General features: G+C 68.9%; 15 protein-coding genes. 10 read left to right on the top strand and 5 right to left on the bottom strand.

The annotated features are described in order from the left end of the window. Positions 1–10 precede the first annotated feature (10 nt). The 4 genes from G555_RS21390 to G555_RS19980 all read right to left on the bottom strand — a co-directional run bounded on the left by G555_RS21390 (position 11) and on the right by G555_RS19980 (position 5,943). Positions 11–2,611: a hypothetical protein gene (locus G555_RS21390; protein ID WP_051209075.1), complete on the bottom strand. Its 2,601-nt coding sequence runs from the start codon at positions 2,609–2,611 to the stop codon at positions 11–13. A 259-nt stretch (positions 2,612–2,870) separates the two neighbouring features. Beyond that, the gene (locus G555_RS0113125) at positions 2,871–4,244 is read right to left on the bottom strand and encodes a glycosyltransferase 87 family protein (RefSeq protein WP_169337920.1); all 1,374 of its coding nucleotides are present in this window, start codon (positions 4,242–4,244) and stop codon (positions 2,871–2,873) included. Between the two features lie 146 nt (positions 4,245–4,390). After that, a complete protein-coding gene (pseI, locus tag G555_RS0113120) occupies positions 4,391–5,446 on the bottom strand; it encodes a pseudaminic acid synthase (protein WP_036922571.1) in 1,056 nt (351 codons plus the stop codon). Beyond that, the gene (locus tag G555_RS19980; RefSeq protein WP_036922568.1) at positions 5,443–5,943 is read right to left on the bottom strand and encodes a GNAT family N-acetyltransferase; all 501 of its coding nucleotides are present in this window, start codon (positions 5,941–5,943) and stop codon (positions 5,443–5,445) included. The genes pseI and G555_RS19980 overlap by 4 nt, the downstream gene beginning before the upstream one ends. A 113-nt stretch (positions 5,944–6,056) precedes the next feature. Between G555_RS19980 and G555_RS0113110 the strand changes: the two genes are divergently transcribed. The 10 genes from G555_RS0113110 (at position 6,057) to G555_RS0113065 (ending at position 14,064) form a co-directional block, all read left to right on the top strand. Further along, positions 6,057–6,308: a phosphopantetheine-binding protein gene (locus G555_RS0113110; RefSeq protein ID WP_028709210.1), complete on the top strand. Its 252-nt coding sequence runs from the start codon at positions 6,057–6,059 to the stop codon at positions 6,306–6,308. After that, positions 6,305–7,525 (top strand): class I adenylate-forming enzyme family protein, encoded by a 1,221-nt coding sequence (locus tag G555_RS0113105; RefSeq protein ID WP_028709209.1) that lies wholly within the window; start codon positions 6,305–6,307, stop codon positions 7,523–7,525. The genes G555_RS0113110 and G555_RS0113105 overlap by 4 nt, the downstream gene beginning before the upstream one ends. After that, the gene (locus tag G555_RS0113100) at positions 7,518–8,264 is read left to right on the top strand and encodes an SDR family NAD(P)-dependent oxidoreductase (RefSeq protein WP_028709208.1); all 747 of its coding nucleotides are present in this window, start codon (positions 7,518–7,520) and stop codon (positions 8,262–8,264) included. The genes G555_RS0113105 and G555_RS0113100 overlap by 8 nt, the downstream gene beginning before the upstream one ends. Then, a complete protein-coding gene (locus tag G555_RS0113095) occupies positions 8,251–8,679 on the top strand; it encodes a hypothetical protein (protein ID WP_028709207.1) in 429 nt (142 codons plus the stop codon). Before G555_RS0113100 ends, G555_RS0113095 begins: the two co-directional genes overlap by 14 nt. Before the next feature lie 11 nt (positions 8,680–8,690). Then, the gene (locus G555_RS0113090) at positions 8,691–9,575 is read left to right on the top strand and encodes a glycosyltransferase family 2 protein (RefSeq protein WP_028709206.1); all 885 of its coding nucleotides are present in this window, start codon (positions 8,691–8,693) and stop codon (positions 9,573–9,575) included. After that, complete coding sequence (locus G555_RS22375; protein ID WP_156887558.1) at positions 9,575–10,567, top strand: polysialyltransferase family glycosyltransferase; 993 nt, start codon at positions 9,575–9,577, stop codon at positions 10,565–10,567. The genes G555_RS0113090 and G555_RS22375 overlap by 1 nt, the downstream gene beginning before the upstream one ends. Further along, positions 10,564–11,355, top strand: coding sequence for an ABC transporter permease (locus G555_RS22370; RefSeq protein WP_028709204.1), 792 nt, complete (start codon positions 10,564–10,566; stop codon positions 11,353–11,355). Before G555_RS22375 ends, G555_RS22370 begins: the two co-directional genes overlap by 4 nt. Further along, positions 11,355–12,128, top strand: coding sequence for an ABC transporter ATP-binding protein (locus G555_RS0113075; protein WP_028709203.1), 774 nt, complete (start codon positions 11,355–11,357; stop codon positions 12,126–12,128). The genes G555_RS22370 and G555_RS0113075 overlap by 1 nt, the downstream gene beginning before the upstream one ends. Before the next feature lie 32 nt (positions 12,129–12,160). Continuing rightward, positions 12,161–13,144 (top strand): UDP-glucose 4-epimerase GalE, encoded by a 984-nt coding sequence (galE, locus tag G555_RS0113070; RefSeq protein WP_028709202.1) that lies wholly within the window; start codon positions 12,161–12,163, stop codon positions 13,142–13,144. A 65-nt stretch (positions 13,145–13,209) separates the two neighbouring features. Continuing rightward, positions 13,210–14,064: a YwiC-like family protein gene (locus G555_RS0113065; RefSeq protein ID WP_156887557.1), complete on the top strand. Its 855-nt coding sequence runs from the start codon at positions 13,210–13,212 to the stop codon at positions 14,062–14,064. A gap of 370 nt (positions 14,065–14,434) precedes the next feature. On the opposite strand, the gene G555_RS0113060 is transcribed toward G555_RS0113065, so the two are convergent. Beyond that, positions 14,435–15,799, bottom strand: coding sequence for a sugar transferase (locus tag G555_RS0113060; RefSeq protein ID WP_051209072.1), 1,365 nt, complete (start codon positions 15,797–15,799; stop codon positions 14,435–14,437). Positions 15,800–16,115 lie beyond the last annotated feature (316 nt).

Here is a 16,115-nt window from a genome sequence, read left to right as displayed (position 1 = left end):
CGGTCGCTCGTCACAACCTCACCCGCTCCCAGCGGACATGCCGGCTGTACCCTGCGCGGCTCAAAGCCTCGGAGCGCACCGAAAGGCGGAAGTACGTCACGGGCGCGTCCCCTTCCCCCGAGGGAAGTTTCACCTCGCAGGTCTCCGGCGTCGGGAACCGGGCCGCGACACGGTGGGCTTCCCCGCCTGACGCCCAGGCTGTTGCTGAGACGCTGTCGGCGCTCAGCCGAGGTAGGGGCAGTGCACGGCGCAGGGCGCGGCGTCCATGCAACTCGACCTTTCGCTTCGCGCGAGCCAGATTCCCGCGTACTCCCGTGGCCGTCCCCGTGACACGCGGGCTGTCCACGACTCGGAACCGCAGCGTAGAGCCGCCTGGGGCGACCCCCATGAGCGGTGTTCCCGGGACGAGCACGCGATCGTCATACGTGATGGCACCCACGCGCTCCTCGGATGCCTCTCGGGATTCGGCGAAGTCGATGGCTGTGATGCAGACACCGCAGAGAGGGTCAGTCGTCGCGCCGGGTTCTCCCTCGGCCGCGTCGCTGAACTCGATGAGCAGCAGACTTCCGTCATCGACCGCTGCCGCCGGCACTCGGAAGGTGATTGTCTGTCTGGTCCGCTCGCCGACCAGCACAACCCCGGCCACAATCGCATCGTGGCATCTCACACGAATGCACCGGGGCCCTCGGGAATCCAACATCTCGGCATCAGGGTGGCGCTCGGCGTACCATCGGTGGGTCTGGACGTCAATCATGAGTTCGGCGGTAACGATCAGGTCCCGCTGTGTGCCGCCCGTCTTGATACCGAGAAGGATGCGACCTCGAACCGCACGGCCGACGACAGCCTGTCCGCGCGCGAAGCCGTCGACGACAACGAGCGAAGGGTCCTGCCCCGACTCGACTCTTCCCGGAAGTTCCAGCGGCTCCGCCGGATTGTCAAAAACGGTCGTCACGCCACATCCTGGTGCGCCCACAGAATGATCGACAACGCCCAACGAGTCCGCTAGGGCCGGGACGTCCACGTGAAAATCGACCCTGGTCAGCAGCGGGTCGCGGCGCTGAAGAAGGCGACGCACCGCGACCAGTGCGGCGTCCGCGTCGGCCTCCACATGCCCGAACGCAACAGACATGTTCTGGTGCAACTCCACGCCTTGCAGCATCTCCCAGTGCGGCACGATCGGCGATGCCACGTCCGCACCCGCCCGATAGAACCACAACCACAGACGTGCCCGCATCACCTGCTCCTCGGAGATGAGGGTCTCTCCTCGCAGCAGTGCCGCGATGTTGTCATTGAGAAGCTGCCAATACTCGTCCTGGGTGTCCGCGCGTTGCGAGAACCCGCAATGACTCCACTCCGACCACCCGGCCTGAATCGCTGGCACACCATAGGCGGGAAACTCGTTCGAGACGCTGCCGCGCACCGTGACGGCGGTGTCGACAAGGCTCCACATGACATTCTTCGACACATCCATGCTGGAGATGAAAGCCATATGGTCGACATCGTCGTACTCTTCTGCAAGACGTTCGAACCATTCCGTACCATCATAGTGGGCCTGCGCGGGATGATCCACAAGCAACCAATTCACCTCTGGGTGCCCAGCGGCGAATCGTAGCGTCGCATCGAACCAGTCGGCAAGGTTGTCGAAAACCTCGTAGTTGGAGTGAACCGCATCCGAAACGGCGTGATTGAACACTGCGACCACGGGCTTCCGAGAATCGAGACCTAGCTGCGCCATCCCGAGCGAACGGATCGAATCGCGCTCCTCAGGAGTGCTGAAATCCAGGTGCGACACGCTGCCGCCGCCACGCCACCATGACGGTCGCCCCTGATTCGTCTTGGACCGATACGCGGTGAGTTCAGCCGAGCGCGCGAGGATCTCCCTCGCGGGCCACACGTGCTCCTCGAAAAAGTCTGCAATTTGTTCCGTCCACACCATCCGGGCGCTGTATCCGTCGTGCAACATCTCAGGGAACAATGCGTACGCCTTGAACGATCCCGTCGATTGCAGATGGTAGATCTCGACACCGTGCCGCATTGCCGCCTCAACGCCGAAGCCCCACTGATGATAGTCGATATGACTGGCCACAAACGCTACGACATCGAGCTGCATCAGCGCGTCCCACACGCGAGAGAAATGCTCACAACGCTTCTGGAGTGCCCGATACTCTTGGTTATCTAGCACCTCTGGGGTGATCTTGGGAATACGCAGAGCACGTAATTGCGTCGCCTCTGCGATCTCAGAGAACGTTTGCCGAGATATACCAGACTCGCCGGGGATCAACACCTCTTCACCACCCAGAGTGAAAGAAGCGGAACCCTCCAAGGAATCCTCCACCACGCGGCCGAGGTCGATGAACTCCTCCACCCCGTACGCCTGCGCCAACTGCTTAAGCCGGTCGACATCGTAGTAGCCCCAGATTTCGTCGCGCCAATGCTTGTCGGGACCCACCAAACCCACGAGCCGCACATGCCGATCACGTTGGAGCGACGCAGCCATCGTTAGCACACGGATCGCTACACGAACGTCCTGGTAGAGGAGATCGACCAGCACGATCGCCTGCCCCGCAGCGAGTGTGTTCGATTGCCAGTAGCCCTCGGCCAGTCCGCACATCCGGTTGAAGGAGGGCCCATAGACTTGGTTGTCTGCTTCTCTCGGTTTTGGCCTAGCCACGTTCATCCTCCACGGATCTGAGTGCTGTCGAAGTGACAGTAGCGGTATTTCCCCCCACCGTCAGACACAACCGGGCGGGCGCGGGCCAAACCGACATGGATTCCGGCAGGAAGCCTGGTGCATCAGCCCACGGCCCGTGTCAGCGGTGACGAGCGGGTCGCGCGCGTGCCTCTCCCCGCCCGGAGCGATCGGGCCGCCATCACGAACGCTCCTTGCGGACGCAAATCCTCGCGCCGTCGTCCAGCGCCGCGCAGGTGAAGTCCGCACGCAGTACCTGTTCTGTGCGAGCCACCCATGGGTTCCACACAGAGCTGCCTCCTAGGGAACTCGTCTTGGGGGCGAACGACGTGGAGACGTAAACCACGTCGGCCTTCGGGAGGCAGCGCGTCACTGTATCCAGGCTCGACTGCGAGTCGAACCGGTACTGGTGGAACCGTGGGCATGCCAGGTGCCACGCACCCAGGCCGACCGCGTGTCCGCGGTCGTCGTTACTGCCCAATCGGGCGTACGACGCCGGTTCCCCGGTCTGGAGGATCACCTGCGCCTCCCGGGGGGTACTGGTCAGCATCCTGATCGCCTTGTCCGGCGGAAGAGTCGGGTAGATGGCGGCCAGGGGTCCTCCGGCGAGCAGCACCGCCGCGACGACCAGCACCGCCAGGGACGCGAGCGGCCGCGATCCCAACCGCTCGTCGACGAGCGCCGCGAGGAGGGCGGCGGCCAGTGCGGCGGCAAAGCCGTAGATCAAGAGATGCTGGACCCACAGGCCGGTCACCGCCAGCACGGCGGTGGCCGCAACGACCGCCGCGATCACCGACAGGGTGACAAGCGAGAAGACGCCCGTGACACCGGCTCGGGCCCGACGCCAGCGAACCGCACCCAGGACGACGGTGAGGATCAGCGCCGCCGCCAGGATCCCGTACGCGGGGGTGCGGAGCCGTGCGAAGTGCGCGAGCGGAGCCGGCAGGCTGGAGTTCAGCAGGACCGAGGACGAATAGCCGACATTGGCGCTCAGCATCCCGAGATAGGGCACCAACTCCTGCCGGACCACGAGAACCGCGACCATCACGCCGCCCCCGAGCAGAGCGCCCAGTGCGCCCCATGCCAGTCCGCGCCACTGTCTGCGAACCGCCACGATGACGACGAGCGGCAGGATCAGGGCGGGGGTCACGACGAGCTTCAGGAAGAACGTGACTGCCACGAGGACACCCGCCGGCAGGTAGCGCTCCTGCAGCGCGAGCGCCACGGAAAGCGTCGCCACGGCGACAGCAGGCAGGTGGGAGTTTCCCGGGAAGTACAACGGTCCGGTGAGCACCAGCGGCGTCATGACGAAACCCGCGACGACGCACATCCGCAGGCGTGCCCCCAGGAACCGCGCGATCAGCGCGACACCGACACCCGTGAGCGCGACCCACGCCATCTCCAGCACGATGTCCATCAGCGGCGAGACGGCCCGCCCCAACGCGATCGTGTAATAGAAGAGCGGATCCTTGTTGTCCCACACGTCCCGGTAGAGGACGTCTCCCGCCAGGAGGCGTTCGGCCACGGACACGAAGATCCCGCGGTCGAGGGTCACCACCGGCACCATCCGCGGGAAGAGCACGCCCCAGGTCCCGACCACCGCCAGCCACGTCCAGACGCCGACGGCACGGAACCCGGTCGGCGGCCGAGCGCGCCGGCCTGCGCTCCGGCGAGGCGCGGTCGGATCGGGCGAAACCCGTGTCAGAGCAGGTCCCAGGTGAGTGGCGTCCCCTTCGCAGCATCGACCCGGAAGAGGCGTCCCGAGACCGTGGCGAACAGATCGGGCGCGAGCCCTCCCGCCGGCCGGATCGACCGCACATTGTCGGCGGACACGGGTTCGCCCGCGCGGACATCGCGCGTGACGAACAACGAGCGGCGGAAACGCAGCCCTTCTCGCTCGGACGGCTTGGCACCGATCCGCGCGCTGCCGAGCGCCTGCCGGGCGACATCGGTCTCGGCGACGAGCGCGGCGAGTTCGTCGGGCTCCAGGGAGAACGCCGAATCGACCCCGCCACCGTCCCTCGACACCGTGACGTGCTTCTCGATGACGCAGGCGCCGAAGGCGACCGAGGCGACGGCCACGCCGATGCCCATCGTGTGATCGGACAGGCCGACGAGCGTCCCGAACGCATCGGCGAGCACCGGCAGCGACCGCAGGTTCGCCGACGCCGGGTCGGCCGGGTAGTCGGCCGTGCAACCGAGCACGATGATCTGGTCGTTGCCGACGCCGCGAGCGGCGGTCACGGCGGCATCGATCTCAGCGATCGACGCCATCCCCGTCGAGATGATGATCGGCCTGCCCACGGCCGCCGCGGTGCGGATCAGCGGCAGGTCCACGATCTCGCTGGAAGCGATCTTGTACGCCGGGACGTCCAGGTCGGCGAGGAACGCCACCGCGGTCGGGTCGAACGGGCTGGAGAACGCGAGAATGCCCAGTTCGCGCGCCCGCGCGAAGATCGGCTCGTGCCACTCCCACGGCGTATGCGCCTCGTCGTACAGGTCGTACAGGCGTCGCTGGCCCCACAGGGCATGCCCCTTGGAGATGCGGAAGTCGGGGGTGTCGGCGTCGATGGTGATCGTGTCGGCCGTGTAGGTCTGCAGCTTGATCGCGTGCGCCCCGGCCTCGGCCGCGGCATCGACGATCTGCAACGCCTTGTCCAACGAGCCGTCGTGGTTCCCGCTCATCTCGGCGATGATGAAGGGAGGCGCGTCCGCGCCCACACGGACGCCCCCGATCTCGATGCTGGCGGCGTTCATGCGCCCTCCTCGAATCGCTTGACGGTGTGGATGACGTCGACCGTCCGGCCGCCGATCTCGCGCCGGGTCGTCTCGACCTCCTCGAAGCCCTGCCGAGAGTTGACCTGGCGCACCGAGTCGTTGGAGCCGAGTGTCTCCGCGTGCAGTTCGCGCAGGCCGAGGACGTCGCGGGCGTACTTCACGGCGTCCCGCTGGATCTGGATCCACGCCGGGAACAGGGCGCCCGCCGCGGTGAGGCCCTCGTTGTCCAGGTAGTAGCCCCACCAGGCCGTGTGCGCGGCGGCGTCGATGTCGAAGAACGTCACGACGCCGGCGGGCGCCCCGGCGCGTTCGTAGATGAGGACCCGTCGTGTCGGGTCGACCATGGTCCGTTCCCACCAGGCGGTGTGTTCGGCGGTGCCGATGACATGCTGCGTGAGGGACACCGCCCGCACGTCGGGATGGTTCCGCCACCGCAGGACATCGGCCGAGTCGGAGTCCGTCGCCGGACGTAGCATCGTGCCTCCCGTGCTGGCGCCCGCCCCGCTACCGGGCCGGGCGGACGATCGTCGCTAGACTACAACAGCTACCCACAGCAGTTACTCACAGCTAATTCCAGAGGCAGGAACCCATGAGCGATCTGAGCCGCGACGAGGTGCGGGGGATGATGGCCGACGTCTTGACCAAGCAGGGGAAGACTCTCCCCGCCGGCGACACGACGCCGCTGGACGAGATCGGTTTCCGTTCCCTCGACTTCTCCGAACTGGCGCTGCGCGTCGAGGACGAGGTCGACGCCGAACTGAACTTCGACGCCCCCGGGCTGCGCGAGATCCGCACGGTCGGCGACGTCCTCGACTTCATCGACCAACTGCTCACAGCATGACGCTGCCCGCCGGAGCCGCCAACCGGATCGTCAGCGGCGACACGACGACGACATGGCAGGATCTCGCCCTCGTCGACCTGCCGGGGGCGGCCGCCGTGTTCGTCGCCGACGACCTCGACGCCGCGCGCGTGGTGTGGACGCATGCGACGGGGTCGCGCGAGACGCTCGTCGCGGCGGCGTCGCGCGCCGAGCCCGGTCTCGTCGACAGCCTGCTCGATGCGGGTCTCGCGGTCGTGCACCTCGCCGGCGACGACATCGAGGTCACCGCGTCCCCGACGCCCCGTCCGCCCGAGGCGGATCGCGTGTGGCTGCTGACGTCGGGCACCACCGGGCGCCCGAAGCGGGTCGGACACACGCTGGCGTCCCTCACCACCGTGGGCGGCCAGCAGCCGCCGCGCACCTGGCTGTGCCCGTACACGCCGGGCGCGTACGCCTGGTGGCAGGTCGTCACCCTGTCGTTGAACCTGCCCGGACAGGACATCGTGTTCGTGAGCCCGCAGGACTTCGAGCGGTGGCCCGAACTCGCGCGCAGGCACGGCGTCACCGCCGCCTCCGGCACCCCCACCTTCTGGCGGCAGGCGCTGCTGCGCAGCGGCGAGACGCTGCGCGAGGTCGGCCTCCAGCAGGTGACGCTCGGCGGTGAGCCCGTCGATCAGGGCGTCCTCGACCTCGTCCACGAGGCATTCCCCGCCGCGCGTGTCTCGTGGATCTACGCCTCGTCGGAGGCCGGCGCGGCGATCGCCGTCCACGACGGCCGCGCCGGGTTCCCCGCCGCCTGGCTCGACCGGGACGCCCCCGGTCGCCCGCGGCTGCGGGTCGACGGGGACGAACTGCTCATCGCCTCGCCCCACAGAGGGGCGGGGATCGACGCCGAACTGCACACCGGAGATCGGGTCCAGATCGTTGACGACCGTGTGCTCATCACGGGTCGGCTGGCGACGGACGAGATCAACGTCGGCGGCTCCAAGGTCTCCGCCGCACAGGTGCGCGAGGTCCTGCTGTCGCACCCCGGTGTCGCCTGGGCGGCGGTCAAGGGCCGCAGGGCCCCGCTCGTCGGGACCGTCGTCGCCGCCGATGTCGTCCTGTCCGACCCGTCGGTCACCGAGGCCGGCCTCGCGCAGTGGTGCGCGGCCCGTCTCGCGGAGTACGCCGTGCCGCGGCGGTTCCGCATGCTCGATTCCGTCCCCATCTCCGAAAGCCTGAAGAGCGATGTCTGATACAGAACCCATCGGCCCCGCCACCTGCGTCCTCGTCTCCGGAGGGTCGCGCGGCCTCGGCCTCACGATCGTCCGCAGCGTGCTCGACAAGGGCGCGAAGGTCGCCGCCTTCGCCCGCACGGTCACCCCCGGGATGACCGAACTCGCCGAGACGTACCCCGACCGGGTGTTCGTCGGGTCGGTCGACGCCACCGACGCCGCGGCAGCGACGCGGTTCATCAAGGACGCCGCCGCGCATCTGGGCCCGATCGACGCGCTGGTGAACAACGCCGCGATCGGGCAGGACAGCCTGCACGTGCACACGTCTCCCGAGCGCATCGACGCGATCATCTCGACGAACCTCACCGCACCGCTCGTGCTCACCCGTGCCGTGCTGCGGCACATCATGAGCCGCGGCGGGCGAGGCCGCGTGGTCAACGTCACGTCGATCTGCGCACAGCGCGGCTACGCCGGCCTCGTCGCCTACTCGGCCACCAAGGGCGGGCTCGACGCCGCCACGCGGGCCCTGGCCCGCGAGATGCACGGCCGGGTCCTGGTGAACTCGGTCGCCCCGGGCTTCTTCGCCTCCGAGATGAGCTCGGTCCTCGGGCCGAACCAGTTGGACACCATCACCCGCCGCACCCCGTCGGGCCGGCTCGTCGAACCGGCGAACGTCGTGCCCGTCGTCGAGATGCTGCTCTTCGCCGACACGAACGTCAACGGCCAGGTGATCGTCCTCGACGGCGGTGGCGGGATCTGACCCGGCCGGCTGGGCTGCCGCCGCGGACCTCGCCCGGCTGACGTTCACGGCACCGGCGGCCTCCGGTGCCCGGGGGGCGCATCTGCCCGTGCCGGCGTGCCGGGGCCTCCATTCGTACCTGCCCGACGGCACGCAGGCATGCTGGCGCCACGGCCTCGACGGCACGTTCGCCGTCGACGTGGAGCGACGCGCCGTGCCGCCTCCGCACCTCGCCGCCCGCTGGCACGGTCCGGCCGAGGAGTTCTGGGAGGCATGGGTCACCGCCGAGGTCGTCGCGAAGCTCACCCGGACCCCGGTCCTCACCCTCGCGGCGCGCGGCCTGCCTGTTCCGGTCCCCTCCGCCGTGGACGCCCTCGTGGTGCGGGAGGGCGACCTCGTGGCGTGCTTCGGTCGCCTCCGCGGCGTAGTACCGTGACGGAAGCGCTCATGTCCGACGAAGGGAGCACGATGACGCCGACGATCGCCGCCGTGGTGCTCTCCATGGGTAACCGCCCGGACGAGTTGGCGACCGCCCTGGCCACCCTTCGCGACCAGGCACGCGTCGACGTCGACTGCGTCGTCGTGGGCAACGGGTGGGAGCCCGAGGGGCTGCCCGCCTGGGTGCGCACGGTGCATCTGCCCGAGAACGTCGGCATCCCCGAGGGACGCAACGTGGGGGCACGCGAGGCACGCGGGGAGTACGTGTTCTTCTACGACGACGACGCGTCCCTGCCGACGTCCGACGTCCTCGCCCGGATGGCCGCGGTGCTCGCCGCCGATCCCGCCGTCGCGGTCGTCCAACCGCGCGGCGCCGATCCGTACGGACGCCCGACGCCACGACGCTGGGTGCCCCGCCTGCGGGTGGGGCCCGACGCGCGAGGCGGCGAGGCGGCGGTCTTCTGGGAGGCCCTGTGCATGATCCGGCGCACCGCCTTCGACGAGGTCGGCGGCTGGCCCGGGCACTTCTTCTACGGCCACGAGGGCGTCGACATCGCCATGCGGCTGCTGGACGCGGGGTGGCGGATCCGCTACGAGCCGTCCGTCGTCGTCCACCATCCCGCCACCGCGGCGACCCGGCACGCGGTGTTCTACCGCATGAACGCACGCAACCGCGTGTGGGTGGCGCGCCGCAACCTGCCCGCGCCCCTGATCCCGCTGTACCTCGGGGTGTGGACGCTCGCCACCGTCGTCCGGGTGCGCAGGCCCGGGCCGCTGGCCGTGTGGTTCCGCGGCTTCGTCGAAGGGTGGCGGACCGACGCCGGTGAGCGGCGTCCCATGTCGTGGCGCACGGCGTGGCGGATGACCCGTCTCGGCCGGCCCCCGATCGTCTGATGTCCCATACCGGTCCCCGGCCGCTGCGGGTCTTCCTGTCGGGCGTCCGCAGCCAGGCGCATGTGGTCTATGCGGCGTCGTGGCTGCGCGCGCAGCTCGCCGCGGACCCCGCCCCGGTGACGGTCGTCGACGGGGGCCTGGGCGGTTTCCTCGGGGCCGCTCCGGTCACGCCCGGCGACCTGGACAGGCTGTTTCCATCGGATCCGCGGCTGACACGCATCTCCCCGACCGGAGCGGGACGTGTGTGGGCGTCCCCGGACGAGCGCCTGGTCTACCTCGCGATCGGCGCTCCCGGCATCAAACCGTGGCTCCGACTGCGGGCGGCCAACCCCGCACGCCGGATCGCCGTCGTCGTCACCGACGAGGGGCTGGGCAGCTACGGCGACTGGCGGTCCCGCCGCGACGCGTGGCGGCGGGAGGGCGGGGGCGCCGTGTGGTCCACCGCCCGCGCGGTCGCCGGCGCCGCGGCCAAACGACTCCTCGTCGACGAACGCTGGGCCCTGTACACCGACACGCCCGCCGGATGGCGCCTCCACGAGCCGGTCGCGGACGAGTTCCGCCGGCCCGCCCGCTCCGCGCCCGTCGATCGTGCGGTCTTCCTCACCCAGCCGTGGGTGGAACTCGGCACGGTCACCGACGTGGCGTACCGCCGCCACATCGCCGAGGTCGCCGCGGCCTGCACCGCCGCGGGGTACACCTTCGCGGTGCGACCGCATCCCGCCGAGGACGCATCCCGCTACGCACAGTGGGATGTCCTTCCCGGGACCGTGCCGGCCGAGTTGGACCCTCGGATAACATCGTCCGCGGTCGTTCTCGGGGCGACATCGACAGCCCTGCTGAACCTGGCCGCCATCTTTCGGTTGCCCGCGTACCGCGTCGGGGGAAAGGAACTGGCAGTGCTCGACGAGCTCTTGTCACCGCGACAGCGCGCCCTCCTGGACACGTATCTGCCGCCCACTGTGGAACCGTCGGGGCTGGAGTTCGGCCGATGAGTTCGCCCAAGTCCCTCGGGGACCACATCAAGATCCTGCGGATCCTCGTGTCCCGCGACCTCAAGGTCCGCTACTCGTCGAGCTTCCTCGGATACCTGTGGACGGTCATCGATCCGCTCGCCTCCGCCCTCATCTACTACATGCTGTTCGTGGTGATCTTCAAGAGGTCCGACGCCGGCTACAGCCCGTACTTCCTGTTCCTGCTCTCGGGCATCCTGCCCTGGCAGTGGTTCAACGCGGCGGTTTCGGAGTCGACCCGGGCGCTCACCTCGCAGGCCCTTCTGGTGAAGTCGACGAATCTGCCGCGGGTCCTGTGGGTGCTGCGCCTGGTGCTGTCGAAGGGCGTCGAGTTCCTCCTCTCCATGCCGGTGCTGGTCCTCTTCTGGGTCATCTACTACTTCCAGGGCCATGCGCACCTCGACTGGGAGGTCGTGTACCTGCCGATCGGCCTGCTGCTGCAGGCCGCGCTGTGCCTCGGCGTCGGCCTCATCCTCGCCCCGGTCACCGTCATCGTCACCGACATGCAGCCGCTGATCCGGATCGTCCTGCGGATCCTCTTCTACCTGACGCCCATCATCTTCACGCTCAACCACGTGCCCGAATGGCTGCGGCTCATCTTCTATGCGAATCCGATGACGGGGATCCTCGAGTTCTACCGTGCCGGGCTCTTCCCGAACCCGGTCAACTGGAACTCGGTGCTGTCGGGCGTCGTCGGGACGGCGATCCTGCTCGGCCTCGGATGGCTCATCTTCTCGCGCATGGAGAAGACCGTGCTGAAGGAGATCTGATGAGCGACCATCCCGGTTCCACGACGCCCGATCCGGTCATCACGGCCCGCGACATCGGCATCGAGTTCCTCCGCTCGCGGAAGCGGAACATGTCGATCCGCGAGCTGGTCTTCAAAGGCAAGTCGACCTCGCCGAAGGACTCCTTCTGGGCGCTGCGCAACGTGTCCTTCGACATCCAGGCGGGCGAGGCGGTCGGGCTGGTCGGCGGAAACGGCGGGGGCAAGTCGACACTCCTGAAGATCATCGCCGGGGTCCTGCTCCCCGACGAGGGATCGGTGAATGTGGCTCAAGGCGTCGCCCCCCTCATCGAGCTGACCGGCGGCTTCCTCGGCGCCCTCACCGCCCGCGAGAACGTCTATCTGACGGCCGGGCTGCACGGCCTGAGCCGCGAGCGGGTCGACGAGCGGTTCGAAGAGATCGTCGACTTCGCGGGCCCCCAGGTGCGGGCCGGCCTCGACACGCCGTACCGCCACTTCTCCTCCGGGATGAAGGTGCGGCTCGGCTTCGCCGTCATCACCACGCTGGACGAGCCCATCATCCTCGTCGACGAGGTGCTGGCCGTCGGCGACCGGGCCTTCCGGGACAAGTGCTATGCGCGGATGGAGAACCTCCTGGAGGAGGGACGCACGCTGTTTCTCGTGTCCCATGCCGAACCCGATCTGAGACGCTTCTGCAGGCGCGGCCTGTATCTGCGCAACGGCGCCCTCGTCGCCGACGGCGACATGGACGACGTCCTGGACGAATACAACGCCGAGCTCGACGCGAATCCCTGACACGCTCAGGTCGACAAGAGGAGGAGAACAACGTGAGTTGGCTGGTCACCGGAGGTGCCGGGTACATCGGAGCCCATATCGTCCGTGCACTGCAGAACGCGGGGTTGGAGCCCGTCGCCCTGGACAACCTCGTCACGGGACTCGCCCGCTTCGTGCCCGCCGGCGTCCCGCTGATCGAGGCCGACGTGAACGACACGACGGCCGTCACGCGCGCGCTGACCGAGCACGCGGTCGACGGCATCATCCACGTGGCAGGCTTCAAGTACGCAGGCGTCTCGGTGGAGCGGCCGCTGCACACCTACCGCGAGAACGTCACCGGCATGGTCAGCGTGCTGGAGGCCGCGCAGGAGGCCGACGTCCAGAAGGTCGTGTTCTCGTCGAGCGCGTCCGTCTACGGGACGCCCGACACCGAGATCGTCACCGAGGACGCCCCCCTGCACCCCGAGTCGCCCTACGGGGAGTCGAAGCTCATCGGCGAGTGGTTGCTGGCCGACCAGGAGCGGGCGACGGAGGGTTTCCGCTCGGTGTCGCTGCGCTACTTCAACGTCGTCGGCTCCGGCACCGACGAGGTGTGGGACGTGAGTCCGCACAATCTGTTCCCGATCGTCATCGACGCGCTCCTCGACGGACGCACGCCGCGGATCAACGGGATCGACTACCCCACGCCCGACGGGACCTGCGTACGCGACTACGTGCACGTCGGGGATCTCGCCATCTCGCACGTGGCGGCCGCCCAGGCACTGGCCGCCGGGAAACCGCTGGCGCGCGCCTACAACCTCGGCAGCGGAACGGGCCTGTCGGTGCGCCAGATCATGGACGCCGTCGCGCAGGTGACCGGGATCGGCTTCACCCCCGAGATCGCACCGCGCCGGCCCGGCGATCCCGCCCGGATCGTGGCACGCGGCGATCTGGCCGCCCGAGACCTCGACTGGGTGATGCGCCACGACGTGGCCGACATGGTCGCCTCGGCATGGCGGGCGCGGAGGGCCTCGCTCGGGCTCTCGCTCACGTCCTGACCGACGCCTCCACCCGCGCGGGCGACCGTACTGCTCCCAGGATGGCGACTTCATAGGATGGCCGCGTGACGACGACACCCCGACCGGACCTGGACGGACCGGTGCGCCCCGCCGATCCTCGAGCGAGCCGATCCCGTCGGCGCACCAACCGCATGCTGTGGGTGCCTCACGAGCACGGGGCGTGGGCCTGGCTGATCGTGCCGGTCGCGGCGGGCGCCCTGATCGGCCCTGCCGCCCCGTTCCAGGCCGTGCTGCTGGTGTGCGCGGTGTCCGGCTACTTCTGCTTCAACGCCCTCTCGTGGTGGGTGCGGATGCCGCCCGCCCGACGCGGCGCTGCGCTGCGGCCGGCGGCCGTGTACGGCGCCGTCACTGTGGTGGCCGCCCTCGCGCTCGTCGTCCTCACCGGGCCGGAGATCCTCGTGTGGTGCGTCGTGCTCGCCGTCGGTCCGGCGATCGCCTGGTGGTACACACGCCGCGGCGCCGGCCGGGGGTTGGCGAGCGGGCTCGCCACAGCACTGGCCTGTTCGCTGCTCCTGCTGGTCGCGGTCCGGCCCGATCCGTTCTCGCCCGCACCGGCGCCGCCCGCGGCGGTGTGGGCGACCGCGCTCACCTTCGGCTACCTCGGCGGAACCGTGTTCTCCGTGAAGTCGCTCATCCGGCAACGGCGATCGACCGGCTGGCTCGCCGCCTCCGTCGGCTGGCACGCGGCATGGACGGCCGTGGCCGGCGTCGGGGTCGGCCTCGGGCAGCCGTTCGCCTGGTTCGCGCTCTGGATCGTCCTCACCGCCCGCGCCGCCGCCCTCCCCCTGCTGTCCCGTCGCCGTCCGCTGCGGCCCGCCGTCATCGGTGCCGCCGAGGTCGTCACGTCACTGGCGCTTCTCGGCGTCGCGGCCTGGGCGGGGACCATCGCGCGGGGCTGAGGCGATGCGACCCGGCGCGCTCCGGGCCGCCTCCCCGCGGGCACACGAGACCGTCTCACCGCCAGGTTGCATGGCATACCGGCCCCGGGTGCCCGGCCGGGAAGAGCCGACCGCCAGGTTGTGAGGCATACGACAGCGGATCGGCGCCGCATACCCCGAACAACCTGGCGGTCAGCTCGCAACGGGCGGAACACCCCGCCTCGTATGCCGCGCAACGTGGCGGTCTCCTCCGATTGAGCTCCAGTCCCATCATGGCGTCCGGCGCCACGCATGCAGGAAGGAGAACGACGGAATTGGACGACGGCGCTGCAGACCCGCCCGGGTCCCACAGCGCCGTCGATTTGTGCGAGGCGCGGATCAGTCCTGTCCGTCAGTAGGCACCACGGGACCGGACGACCGCACGAAGCGTCTTCGCGAGGATCGCGACGTCGGACACCATCGACCAGTTGTCGACGTAGTACAGGTCGAGGCGGACCGACTCGTTCCAGCTCAGGTCGGAGCGGCCCGACACCTGCCACAGACCCGTCAGCCCCGGGCGGACCGCCAGCCGACGCAGAACGTCCGGCTCGTACTTCGCCACCTCGTTCGGGAGGGCCGGCCGCGGACCGATCAGGCTCATCTCGCCGCGCAGCACGTTGAAGAACTGCGGGATCTCATCGATCGAGAAGCGGCGGATGAACCGGCCGACCCGCGTCACGCGCGGATCCTGGCACATCTTGAACAACACGCCGTTGCCCTCGTTGAGCGCCTGCAGGCCCGAGAGGAGCTTGTCGGCATCGGGGACCATGCTGCGGAACTTGTAGCACCAGAACAGCTCCCCGTTGCGGCCCACTCGGGTCTGCCGGTACATGACCTTCCCGCCGTCCTCGATCTTGATCGCGATCGCGGTGGCCAGCATGATCGGCGACGCCAGGACGACCAGGGCGGACGTCGCGACGATGTCGAAGACCCGCTTGAACAGCTTGCCGGCCTGCATCGCCTGCGGCTGATCGACCTGGATGAGGGACATGCCGGCGATCGGCCGCATGTTGAGCCGGCCCGCCGCCACGTCGGTGACGCCCGGAACGACCATCATCTGCGCGCGGGAGTTCTCGAACCTCCACGCGGAGCGGCGGAAGTCCGCGCTGCTCTCGAAGGAGCCCTCGCAGAAGATCACCGCCCCGGCGCCGGCGCGCTCGGCGACCCTGCTCGCGTCGTCCAGCGTGCCGAGGATCGGGATGCCGTTGACGTCGCCCACGGTCGTGCTGTCGGCCCGGACGAGTGCCCCGAGGACCCGGAAGCCCAGCGTCCGCTCACGCCGCAGCACGGCGACGATCTCGTCGATCCTGCCGGGGTCACCGGCGACGATCACGTCCTCGGACAGGTAGGCCTTCGCGCGCAGCCAGTGCCCGATGCGGCGGGCCAGCATCCGCTCCGTGAGCAGGGCCGGGATGCCGATCGCGAACAGGCACAGGAAGAACGCCCTGGACAGATCGTGCATGGCCAGGTACGAGAACACGCCCATGGCGGCCGCGGTGGCAAGTCCGGCCGTGGCGACACGTCGGTACTCCTCCATGCCGTGAAGGCGGTAGCGCACGCGGTAGGTGCCCATCAGCGTCAGGAACAGCAGCCACAGGACGCCGATCACCAGATCGATGGGGCGCACGACGCCCACCCATCCCTCAGCGGTGATCACATGGCGCGCCAACAGCGCCGCAAAGGTGCTGAGTGCGATGGTGGCGAGATCGCCAGCCACAAGCAGAGGGACAGTGGCACTGTTCGAATACGCACCGGCCCTCGTCGTCCGTGAACTCAGGACGGTCGAGACATCAGACACTACAGATACCATCGTCCCCCCGAACGATTGGTCAGACCTCGAACCCCCCGGATCGAGGTGAGTGCGGCGCCCCACTCCCAGACCGGCAAAACCGGCCTCCCCTCGGGAGTGTTACCTACCGCACTGCGCTCTTGAATCTAGGCCAAAGCACAAGCCCTATCAAGCTTGCCCTTGTCGAAGAATGAACTGACTACCGCTCATGAGACGACACAGTCGCTTGTGATACAGATAGCAC

It is taken from the genome of Propionicicella superfundia DSM 22317, from assembly GCF_000423465.1.
Lineage (GTDB): Bacteria > Actinomycetota > Actinomycetes > Propionibacteriales > Propionibacteriaceae > Propionicicella > Propionicicella superfundia.
The sequence above is the reverse complement of the archived record's forward strand: the minus strand, read 5'-3'. Positions and strand labels throughout refer to the sequence as shown.

What these genes read in the sequence shown, in the direction of transcription:
- G555_RS21390 (WP_051209075.1), bottom strand. Translation starts at nt 2,611, where the DNA reads ATGTGCGGACTGGCCGAGGGCTACTGGCAATCGAACACACTCGCTGCG.
- pseI (WP_036922571.1), bottom strand. Translation starts at nt 5,446, where the DNA reads ATGAACGCCGCCAGCATCGAGATCGGGGGCGTCCGTGTGGGCGCGGAC.
- G555_RS19980 (WP_036922568.1), bottom strand. Translation starts at nt 5,943, where the DNA reads ATGCTACGTCCGGCGACGGACTCCGACTCGGCCGATGTCCTGCGGTGG.
- G555_RS0113110 (WP_028709210.1), top strand. Translation starts at nt 6,057, where the DNA reads ATGAGCGATCTGAGCCGCGACGAGGTGCGGGGGATGATGGCCGACGTC.
- G555_RS0113105 (WP_028709209.1), top strand. Translation starts at nt 6,305, where the DNA reads ATGACGCTGCCCGCCGGAGCCGCCAACCGGATCGTCAGCGGCGACACG.
- G555_RS0113100 (WP_028709208.1), top strand. Translation starts at nt 7,518, where the DNA reads ATGTCTGATACAGAACCCATCGGCCCCGCCACCTGCGTCCTCGTCTCC.
- G555_RS0113090 (WP_028709206.1), top strand. Translation starts at nt 8,691, where the DNA reads ATGTCCGACGAAGGGAGCACGATGACGCCGACGATCGCCGCCGTGGTG.
- G555_RS22375 (WP_156887558.1), top strand. Translation starts at nt 9,575, where the DNA reads ATGTCCCATACCGGTCCCCGGCCGCTGCGGGTCTTCCTGTCGGGCGTC.
- G555_RS22370 (WP_028709204.1), top strand. Translation starts at nt 10,564, where the DNA reads ATGAGTTCGCCCAAGTCCCTCGGGGACCACATCAAGATCCTGCGGATC.
- G555_RS0113075 (WP_028709203.1), top strand. Translation starts at nt 11,355, where the DNA reads ATGAGCGACCATCCCGGTTCCACGACGCCCGATCCGGTCATCACGGCC.